Origin of the sequence: Pseudomonas sp. RL (genome assembly GCF_000647775.1) — a bacterium.
In the GTDB taxonomy this organism is placed as follows: domain Bacteria; phylum Pseudomonadota; class Gammaproteobacteria; order Pseudomonadales; family Pseudomonadaceae; genus Serpens; species Serpens flexibilis.
In genome coordinates, this window is record NZ_JBOY01000066.1 from 61090 (window position 1) to 71493 (window position 10404).

At 68.2% G+C, this 10404-nt stretch carries 6 protein-coding genes; 4 read left to right on the forward strand and 2 right to left on the reverse strand.

The window, feature by feature from the left end; translation table 11 throughout:
* The first annotated feature begins 42 nt into the window (after positions 1-42).
* On the forward strand, positions 43-2016 hold the full coding sequence (locus AS93_RS0111700) for an EAL domain-containing protein (RefSeq protein ID WP_027590783.1): 1974 nt from the start codon (positions 43-45) through the stop codon (positions 2014-2016).
* On the opposite strand, the gene AS93_RS0111705 is transcribed toward AS93_RS0111700, so the two are convergent.
* Complete coding sequence (locus AS93_RS0111705) at positions 2007-4673, reverse strand: retention module-containing protein (protein WP_027590784.1); 2667 nt, start codon at positions 4671-4673, stop codon at positions 2007-2009. The two genes, AS93_RS0111700 and AS93_RS0111705, sit on opposite strands and share 10 nt — an antisense overlap.
* Before the next feature lie 256 nt (positions 4674-4929).
* Between AS93_RS0111705 and AS93_RS0111710 the strand changes: the two genes are divergently transcribed.
* From AS93_RS0111710 to AS93_RS0111720, 3 genes are read left to right on the forward strand one after another with little or no spacing between them, the layout of a single operon-like run.
* The gene (locus AS93_RS0111710) at positions 4930-6288 is read left to right on the forward strand and encodes a TolC family outer membrane protein (RefSeq protein WP_027590785.1); all 1359 of its coding nucleotides are present in this window, start codon (positions 4930-4932) and stop codon (positions 6286-6288) included.
* 13 nt (positions 6289-6301) lie between these two features.
* On the forward strand, positions 6302-8452 hold the full coding sequence (locus tag AS93_RS0111715; RefSeq protein ID WP_051587459.1) for a type I secretion system permease/ATPase: 2151 nt from the start codon (positions 6302-6304) through the stop codon (positions 8450-8452).
* Positions 8442-9755, forward strand: a complete 1314-nt coding sequence (locus AS93_RS0111720) for an HlyD family type I secretion periplasmic adaptor subunit (protein ID WP_027590787.1) — start codon at positions 8442-8444, stop codon at positions 9753-9755. Before AS93_RS0111715 ends, AS93_RS0111720 begins: the two co-directional genes overlap by 11 nt.
* A gap of 63 nt (positions 9756-9818) precedes the next feature.
* Here the strand turns inward: AS93_RS0111720 and AS93_RS0111725 are convergent.
* A partial coding sequence (locus tag AS93_RS0111725; RefSeq protein ID WP_027590788.1) for an NAD-binding protein occupies positions 9819-10404 on the reverse strand: 586 nt, incomplete at its 5' end.

Below are 10404 nucleotides of genomic sequence, written 5' to 3' on the forward strand. Positions count from 1 at the left end.
TGCCGCGCTGGGCGCATAACGGAATTGGTCCAGGAGAAAGGGATGTCACTCTTCAAGCAACGACTGCTGGCCATCGGCCTGTTCCTGATCGTGGCCTATACGGGCAATTTACTGATCAGCCTGGAAAGTTCGCGCGAGCAGCAGGTGGCCCAGCTGCGTTCCCATGCCCAGAATGCTGCGACGGCGCTTGGCCTGTCGCTGGGCAACCATGTGGACGACCCGCAAATGACCGAGCTGCTGGTCAGCGCCATTTTCGACAGCGGCTACTTCGAGCACATCCGCGTGGTCGATCCCGTCGGCGAGCAGGTGCTGGCGACGCGGGAGGCGATTGGCGAGCAGGCATTGGTCCCTGCCTGGTTCGCACGTCTGATCGATCTGCCGGTAGTCCAGGCCGAGGCGCTGGTCAGCCGGGGCTGGCAACAGGCGGCGCGGGTGCAGGTCGCCAGCACACCGCGCTTCGCGCTGGCCACGCTCTGGCATGCGGCGCTGGGTAGCCTGTTCTGGCTGGCGCTGTGCGGTGTGATCAGCGCATTGCTTGGCGGCTGGCTGCTGCGCTATCAGTTGCGCCCGCTGGACGCCCTGGTCGACCAGGCCGAAGCGCTCGAGCGTCGCGAATTCGTCAGCCAGCCGAAGCTGCCGGCCAGCCCTGAGCTGCGCCGTGTGGTCAGCGCCATGAACCATATGGTCGCGCGGCTGCGTGGGCAGTTCGAAGAGCACGCCCGTAACGTCGAGGCGTTGCGTGACGAGGCCTATGTAGACCCGCTCACCGGTCTGGCCAACCGCCGCAGTTTCGAGATGCGCCTGAGGGCCCGGCTGGCCGACGAAGAGGCGGTACGCCATGGCTTTCTCGCCGTGCTGCGCATCCGCGACCTGGCCGGACTCAACCAGCGCCTTGGTGGCGAGCCGGTGGACCGTCTGATCTGTCATCTGGCCAGCCTGCTGCGCGAACGCTGCGCCGAGCTGCTCCAGCCGGCGTTGCTGGCGCGGATACGCGGTGGCGAGTTCGCCCTGTTGCTGCCGGGGCTGCTGGCCGATGAGGCCGAGACGCTGGCCGAGCGCCTACAGTCCGATCTGGACGACCTGCGTGCCACGACACGCGAAGGGCCGCTGGCGTACCTGGGCCTCGTGCCATTCGGCGCCGGAGATGACATGCAGGCCCTGATGCGCCTGGCCGACGAGGCGCTCGCGGCCATCGACGGATTGGCCAGTGCCCAGTGGCATCGGTTGCAGCGCAGCGATCTGGACGACACCCTGGAGGAGCGACACCTGTGGCAGGCACGTCTGGAGCAAGCGCTGGAACAGCGGCGTTTCCTGCTGCATTTCCAGCCAGTGGTGGAGGCCCGCGATCCGGACAATCTGCTGCATTACAAGGTGGTGGCGCGCCTGCCCGATGCCCAGGGCCGCTGCCTGCCGGCCGGGCGCTTCCTGCCGTGGCTGGAGCGCTTCGGTTGGATGGCGCGCTTCGACCGGGTGATGTTGTCGCTGGTGCTGGAGCAGATGGGCAGTCACCGCCTGCCGCTGTCGCTGAGCCTGTCAGCCGCCAGTCTGGAGTCGGCCCAGGCCCAGGCAGATCTGCTGGCGCTATTGCGTAGGCACACTGCGCTGAGCTCGCGCCTGACCCTCGAACTGGCCGGCAACCGGCCGTTGCCGGCGGCGCAGCTGGAGTCGCTGGCCCACAGCCTGCGGCGCCTGGGCTTCGCACTCAGCCTGCAGCATTTCGGTGGACGTTTCGGTGTGCTGGGCAGCCTCTCGCGCCTCGGGCTGGCCTGGCTGAAGGTGGATGGGTGCTACATCCAGCATATCGACCGCGAGGAAGACAAACGCCGCTTCCTCGCCGCGCTGCAGCAGACCGCCCGCAGCATCGACCTGCCGCTGATCGCCGAGTGGGTGGAAACACCGGAGGAGCTGCAGGTGCTGCGCGTGCTGGGCTTCCAGGGGGGCATGGGCCGGTTGTTCGGCGAACCGGCACCCTGGAACGCGTTGCCCACCGGCGTGCCGGTGCCCGATCAGGCGTGATCCACCCGGATTAGCGGATCGGCGCCGGCGATCAGGCTGTCCAGGTTGCGGCCTGCCACGTCCACGCCCTCCAGGCGAATCTGCAGATCAGCCTGGCCCCCGGCGTTTAACTGGCCGGTCGAGCTGACCAGCAACACGGCATCGCCGCTATCGGCGAACAGCTTCAGGTAGTCGTCGAGGTTGCCGGCATGCTCACCTTGCAGCAGGTCGCGCAGGTCCAGGCGATCCCCTTCCTGGGCGTTGAAGTCATGGATGCGGTCCCGGTCGGGCGCTCCGGCACTGCCAGCATCACCTTGGCGCCAGACGAACAGGTCCGCGCCGGTTCCACCGAACAGCTGATCGCTGCCGGCGCCGCCGCGCAGGATGTCGTTGCCACCCTGGCCATACAGCACGTCATTTCCCGCGCCGCCGTCCAGCAGATCGTGCCCGCCCCGCGTATCCCCCGCCAGATGCAGTTCGCCGTGGTGCTGCTTGATGTAGTCGTACAGTTGCGCGGCGGTGGGTGGCGTGCCCTGGCGCAGGCCGAGGAACGCCTCGAGGGCCGCCAGCCCGGAGCCATCCGGCAGGTGGTCCGGCCGCTGTGGATTGCCGTCGACGCCCCAGGGCAGGCGGTCGGTGTTGATGACATCGCCGAACAGGATGTCGTTGCCGGCACCGCCACTGATCCAATCGTTGCCGACCGCCACCGGCTCACTCACCGGCCGACCAGGTTGCAGAGCCGCCTGCAGGTCCTCGGCACGCTCGATAATCGTGGCTTCGCCCGCCGGGCCGCTGACCCAGCGGGGAATACCATCGGAATCGGCCAGCCACATGCCGCGCTCGCCGGTGGCTTGGCTGTTGTCGAAATAGGCGAGTTGCCCAGCGCTGACCCCCTGGCCCATGCCGATGGCATGCACGGTGCTGATGGCCGCCAGCGGCGCGAAGGCATCGATGGTGTGCTGCAGCGTCTCCGCGCTGACCGAGGGCCCGCCGCCCGCCAGGTTGCCGGTGTAGGGGTCGTAGTACTGGGTCGGGTTGCCGTCGGTCAGCAGGTAGGTGAGGTTCTCGTGGCCCTGTGTTGGCTGCTGGGCGAACCAGGCCGTGGCAGCCTCGAACCCTGCCTGGTAGTTGGTGCCGGCACTGTAGTCGAAATGTTCGGGCCCGAGGCTTGCCAGATCTGCCAGCCACTGGTCGAGGCTGGCGTCGTCCAGGCCGGCGAGGCTGAGCTGCAGGGTGACATGGGAGGCGAAGCCGATCACTGCGAGGTTGATCACCCCGTCGTGTCCGGTGAGCTGCGGTGCCAGGTTGAACAGGGCTTCGCGGACCAGCTCGATGCGTGATGCGCCGGCGTCGCCGCTGGGGGCAGCCATGCTGCCCGAAGTATCGATGAGCAGGACGATGTTGTAGTTCTGGCCAGGTTGCAGGGTGGTCTGGGTGCCGCCGCTGTCGCCGAGCAGGATGTCGTTGCCGGCGCCGCCGGGTACCTCGTTGTCGCAGTTCGGGTTCTCGGGGATCGTCAGCGTGCCTTGCGTGAGGGTGAAGCGCTGGGTATCGGAGGTGTCGGCATCGGGCAGGCCGCCGTTGTCGCGGACGCGGAAGTCGAAGCTTGCCTGGCCGTCGGCGCCGGGCAGGTAGTGCAGCCGTCCGGCAGCGATGTCGGCGAAATCGATGGCCTGGCCGGCGCTGACCGGCTGGCCGTTCAGCAGCAGGCTGCCGCAGGCGGGCAGGCTGTCGATGATCAGTTGCAGCGGCTCGTGCTGCTGGCCATTGGCTGCGTCTCGCGCGTCGTTGAAGGGGAAATCCTCCGGACTGAACCGGTAGGCCTGGCCGAGATCCAGGCTGACCTGCATGTCGGCCGAGGCCGGCGCGTCGTTGGCGGGCAGGATGTCGATGCGCAGGCTCGATTCGACGATCTGCCCGCCGCTTTCGGCCCGGTAGTGGATCTCCGGGAGGCTGCCATTCCAGTCCGGCGCCGGGATGAAGGTGTAGTGGCCATCGGCATGCAGCACCAGACTGCCCTGGCCGGGCAGCTCGACGCGGCTGCCGGCGGCATGGATCTGGTCGCCGATGCGGAAGTCCAGCAGGCGCAGGGCGGAGCCGGCCTCGAACAGGCTGCCCTGCAGCGCGCGGTCCTCGAGACCCTGCTGGTGCGTCGGGGCCGGCGCGCCTGGCCCCTCGTCAGCGCCTGGGGCACGGGGCTGACGACTCTCCTCGATGCCGTCCAACCGCCGCGCCAGGGTCAGGTCATCGACGGCAAAGCCACCATTGACCTCCACTTCGCCGCCCACGGTATCGAGGATCACAAAGCTGCGCCGCCCGCCGGCGGCCTTGCCGGGCTCGTCCGGCGTGGCAGGGCCGGCGGCGGGTGGCTCGAACATCAGGGTCGGATCGACGCCCGCCAGCATGGGGTAGTGGATCTCGCGCATCTGCTGCACCGCCTCGCCGACATGGTCGGGGTTGCGCGGGCCGCGCGGCTGGATCCACTGGCTGTCGCGGCCGAGGTCGAGCATCCGGCCATCCGTCAGGGCCAGGGTGATCATGTCCTCGCTGGACAGGCTGATGATCTGCTCCCCTTCGTAGACCCGGGCGCCCTTGCCGAGCAGGCGGCGCAAGCCGTCGGGCGAGCGCGCGTAAACCTGACCGATCACGGTATGGACGATGGCGTAGGTGGGGGCCATGGGAATCTCTCCTTGATTCGGTGACGGACCTGTCGGTAGCGCTACAGGCCTGGGCGTGAACTGCCGCTCCTCACTTATAGTCGAGACCGGTAGGTTGTGTGCCGCTTCCTTGACATTCCGCCGGACCCTTGTCTATGCCTTTGTGCATCTGTGCAGCGCTCTGCCTGTGGCCCGCTTGGGCGCTGGCAGCGTGTCAGGCGAACGGATCGCCGCCGCACGGCATGCAAGGCCTACTCGTGAACAAGGATGTCCCACCATGCGCAAGTCTCTTCTCGTCGTCCTCCCCTGTGCCCTGGGGCTTGCCGTGCCAGCCCAGGCGCAGAGCCTGCCGCAGGCGGTGCAGCAGGCTCTGGAGGTCCATCCGGAAGTACGCGCCGGGGTGAACGGCCGCCTGGCCGCCGACTACGAGCTCAAGGCCGCCCGCGGCGGTTACTGGCCAAGGGTCGACCTGTTCGCGGGCTATGGCCGCGAGGGAACCGACGAACCCGCCACCCGGCGGGGCGATGACGACCACTGGACCAGCCTGACCCGTAGCGAATCCAGCCTGCGCATCCAGCAGTTGCTGTTCGATGGCTTCGCGACCGCCAACGAGGTGCAGCGCCGCAAGGCCGGGGTCGACTCGCAGGCGCATGCCCTGCAGGCGACCGCCGAGCGCACCGCGCTGGAAGTGGTCGAGGCCTATCTGGACGTGCTGCGCCGCGAAGAACTGGTGCGCATCGCCAATGACAACCTGCGCGCCCACCAGCGCGTCTACGACCAGATCCGCCTGCGCAGCGAGCGAGGCGTGGGCAGTGCCTCCGACCGCGACCAGGCCGACGCGCGCCTGGCCCAGGCACGCAACAACCTGACCACCGAGCGCACCAACCTGGCCGATGCGCAGGTGAATTTTTTCAGTCGGGTCGGCCGTCATCCGGAAGACCTGTCCCTGCCGCCGGGGCTGCCCGGCCATCTGCCGGCCAGCCTGGAGCAGGCGCGTCTGCGCATGATCGACAACAACCCGCTGCTACGCGCGGCCGATGCGGACATCCGCGCCGCGGAAAGCCAGTACGAGGCGGCCCGCGCCGGCTTCTATCCACGCATGGACGTCGAGCTGTCGCACAGCGCCGACAACAACCTGGATGGCCAGCGGGGTCACGTGAACGAATGGCAGGCCATGTTGCGCATGCGCTACAACCTGCTGGCCGGTGGCAGTGACCGGGCTCAGCTGGAGGCGCGCTCCTACCAGGTCGCCCAGGCCTGGGACGTGCGCATCAACACCCTGCGTCTGTTGAGCGAGGACCTGGGCCTGGCCTGGAACGCCCTGCGCAATGCCCGCGAGCAGAAGGCCGTGGCCTTCGATTACGTGCAGTACAGCGAGCGGGTCAAGGAGGCCTACCAGAAGCAGTTCAGCCTCGGTGACCGCACGCTGCTCGATCTGCTCGACAACGAGAACGAACTGTTCGCCGCCCAGCGTCGATTGGTGGACCTCACCTATACGGAGCTGTACAGCCATTACCGCATCAAGGCGGCCGAAGGTGAACTGCTGCAGAGCCTCGGGGTGGTGCCACCCATGGAGGCCGTGGCGCTCAGCTCGCCCGAACCGCGGCGGGACGACCTGCTGCCCAGCCTGAACTGACGGCGCGGCGCCGGTGGGCATACAGGTCGCGCACGCGGGCGTAGGTGCGCCGCTGCACGAAACGGACGATCCGCTGCTCGATGGCCTGCTGCTGCTTTGCCAGCTGTGGGACCGGGCGATCAGTCGAGGCCAGCTGCTCAGCGGGTTGCCGTTGCCGGCGCAACGGTTGACCGCCGAATTGCTACCCCGTGCGGCGGCCCGCGCAGGGTTGCAGGGGCGCTGGCTGAACCGCTCGCTGGGCGGCATCTCGGACGTGGCGCTGCCGGCGCTGCTGTTGCTGGACAATGGCGGTACTGCGGTGCTGCTGGAGCTGGGTGAGTGCCGGGCGCGAATCCTGGCCAGCGAAAGCGCCGGGGGCGAGGTCAGTATCGATCGTGCCGAACTGGAGGTCCGGTACAGTGGTCGGGTGTTCTTTGCCCAGCCCCGGCACGCCTTCGACTTGCGCCCGGAATCACTGATTCCGCGCACCCATGCCTGGTTCCGCGATACCTTGCTGCACTCGCGCCGGCTATACGCCGACGCCGTGGTCGCCAGCCTGCTGATCAACCTGATCGGCCTGTTCGCGCCCCTGTTCGTGATGAATGTCTACGATCGGGTGGTGCCCAACCAGGCGCTGTCTACGCTCTGGGTGTTGGCCATCGGCATCGTCGGTGCCTATGGCTTCGAATTGCTGCTCAGGAGTCTGCGCGGCCTGAGTCTGGACCTGGCGGGCAAGAAGACCGATCTGATCGTTTCGGCCACCCTGTTCGAACGCATTCTCGGCATGCCGTTGAGCCTGCGTCCGGCGCGGGTCGGCAGTTTCGCGCAGAACATCCATGACTTTCAGGGCCTGCGCGACTTTCTCTCCTCGCTGACCCTCACCAGCCTGATCGACCTGCCGTTCTGCCTGCTGGTGCTGCTGGCCATCGCCTGGCTGGGCGGTCCGCTGGTCTGGGTGCCGCTGCTGGCCTTCCCGCTGGCACTGGGTCTGGGCTGGCTGCTGCAGGCGCCGCTCAGGAAGAGCCTCGAGCGCAGCATGGCACTGGCCGCAGAGCGCCAATCGACGCTGATCGAGACCCTTGGCGGGCTGGATGCCCTGAAGGTCAACAACGCTCAGGGCGAGCGTCAGCATCATTGGGAACAGACCATCGGCACCCTGGGGCGTCTGGAATTGCGCACCCGCCAGCTCTCCAGCCTGGTGCTGCACCTGGGGCAGGCGGTGCAGCAGTTGAGCGGCGTGGTGCTGATTGTCTGGGGCGTACACCTGATCATCGGCGGTAGCTTGAGCATGGGCAGCCTGATCGCCTGCTACATGCTCAATGGCCGTGCGCTGGCGCCGCTTGGGCAGTTGTCCGGATTGCTGACCCGCTACCAGCAGGCGCGGCTGACCAAACGCAACGTCGACCAGATGATGGCGCTGCCCCAGGAGCGCCCGGGCGGCGAGCGTGCGCTGGAGCCGCACCGGCTCAAGGGCGAGATCGAGTGTCGACAGCTGAGTTTTCGCTATCCGGGTCAGCCGGAAGCGGCGCTGCGCGATCTCAACCTGCGCATCGCCCCCGGTGAGCGCGTCGCGGTTCTCGGGCGCAGTGGATCGGGAAAGAGTTCGCTGGCCCGCCTGCTGGTTGGCCTGTATGAGGCCGAAAGTGGCGGTTTGCTGCTCGACGGCCTGGACATCCGCCAGTTGGACATCGCCGAGGTGCGCCGGCAGATCGGCTATGTGCCCCAGGATATCCAGCTGTTCAGCGGCACGCTGCGCGACAACCTGGTGGCCGGCGCCCGCCAGGTCAGCGACGAGCGCATCCTGCAGGTGGCCGAGCTGGCCGGTGTACAGGCCTTCGCCCAGTTGCACCCGCAGGGCTACGGGATGCCGGTGGGCGAGCGCGGACAGCAGCTGTCCGGCGGCCAGCGCCAGCAGGTGGCGCTGGCGCGGGCCCTGCTGCTGGACCCGGCGCTACTAGTGCTCGACGAGCCGACCAGTGCCATGGATGCCGGCGGCGAGGAGCGCCTGATCCAGCGCCTGCGCCCGGCTTTGGTGGGCAAGACGCTGCTGCTGGTCACCCACCGGACCTCGCTGCTGGCCCTGGTGGACCGGGTGCTGGTGCTGGAACGCGGCCGTCTGCTGGCCGATGGGCCGCGCGAGGCGGTGCTCGCCGCGTTGCGCGAGGGACGCCTGTATGGCGGCTGATGCCTACGGGCTGATGCCCGACGTGCGCCAGGCGCAGGACGAGGATCTGCCTCGCATGGCGCGGCTGACCCTCTGGTCCCTGCTGGGCTTCTTTGTGTTTGCCGGGCTCTGGGCGCACTTCGCGGTGGTGGATGAGGTCACGCGCGCCGATGGCAAGGCAATTCCCTCGTCGCGCCTGCAGAAGATCCAGAACCTGGAGGGTGGCATCGTCGCCGAGCTGTTTGTGCGGGAAGGGCAACTGGTGGAGGCGGGGGCGCCCCTGGTGCGGCTCGACGACACCCGTTTTGCCTCCAGCATGGGCGAGACCGAGGCGGACCGGCATGCCCTGCTGCTGCGCATCGAGCGTCTGGAGGCGGAAGTGCAGGACCGTGAGCCGGTGTTTCCCGCCGCACTCGAACAGGCGGTGCCGATCCTGGCGCGCAGCGAGCTGGCGTTGCACGCCGGGCGCCGGCGCCAACTGCGCGAGGAGATCGCGGGTCTGGAAGCCCAGCTGGAGCAGCGCCAGCAGGAACTGCGCGACTACATGGCCCGCCGCGGGCAATACAGCGCCAGCCTGGCGCTGCAGGCCGAGGAGATCCGCATGTCCGAGCCCCTGGTAGCCGAGGGGGCGATTTCGCAGGTGGAAGTCCTGCGGCTACGCCGGGCCGAACTGGAGACTCGTGGACAGCTGGAGGCCACCCGTCTGGCCATCCCGCGCGCCGAGGCGGCGATCCGCGAGGTGGAGCGCAAGGTCGACGAGACCCGGGCACGCTTTCGCAACGAGGCGCTGGGCCGCCTCAACGAGGCACGCGCCGAACTCAACAAGCTCGCCGCCACCGGCCGGGGGCTGGAAGACCGCTTGCGGCGTACGCTGGTCACCTCGCCGGTACGCGGCATCGTCAAGCGCCTGCAGGTCAACACCATCGGCGGCGTCATCCAGCCGGGCAGCGACCTGGTGGAAATCGTGCCGCTGGACGACCACCTGTTGATCGAGGCGCGCATCCGCCCGCAGGACATCGCCTTCCTGCATCCCGGCCAGGCGGCGATGGTGCGCTTTACCGCCTACGACTACACCCTGTACGGCGGACTGCCGGCGCACCTGGTGCAGATTGGCGCGGACACCGTCAGCGACGAGGAGGGCAACAGCTTCTACCTGGTGCAGCTGCGTACCGAACGCAGCCACCTGGGCAGCGAGGAGGAACCTCTGCTGATCATCCCGGGCATGATCGCCTCGGTGGATATCGTCACCGGGCGCAAGAGCATTCTCAGCTACCTGCTCAAGCCGATCATCCGTGCGCGCAGCGAGGCGTTTCGCGAGCGTTGATGAGCATTCCCGGGGCAGGTCGTTCTCGGTCACCGCCGCGCCTGGACCCGCCCTCCACCGGACTCATGCCTGATCGATGAACAGCTTCTGCACCGCCGAGAAATCCTGCCCGCCCAGGCCCTGCTGCAACAGCAGGCGGTAGAGGTTCAACGCCAGGCTGCCCATGGGAATCGCGGAACCGGCCTGCAGGGCGGTTTCCTGGGCGAGGCCCAGGTCCTTGGCCATCAGGCCGGCCATGAAGCCCGGCTGGTAGCCGTGCGAGGCGGGGCTGTTGGCGTGAACGCCGGGCCAGGGGTTGTAGCGTTCCAGCACCCAGTTGCCGCCCGAGCTCTGGCGCATGATCTCCGCCAGCACGCTCGCGTCCAGGCCGCAGCGGGTGCCCAGCGCCATGGCTTCGGCGGTGCCGATCATCTGCACTGCGAGCAGCAGGTTGTTGCACAGCTTGGCCAGTTGCCCGGCACCGTCAGCGCCGGCGTGAAACAGGTGGTGGCCCATGGCTAGGAACAGCGGCCGAGCCCTTTCCAGGGTCTGCGCGGCCCCGCCGATCATGAAGGTCAGGCTGCCGGCAGCAGCCCCGGCGGTGCCGCCGGACACTGGTGCGTCGAGCATGGCCACGCCGTGGGCGGCGGCGGCCCGGTGAACGCGGCGG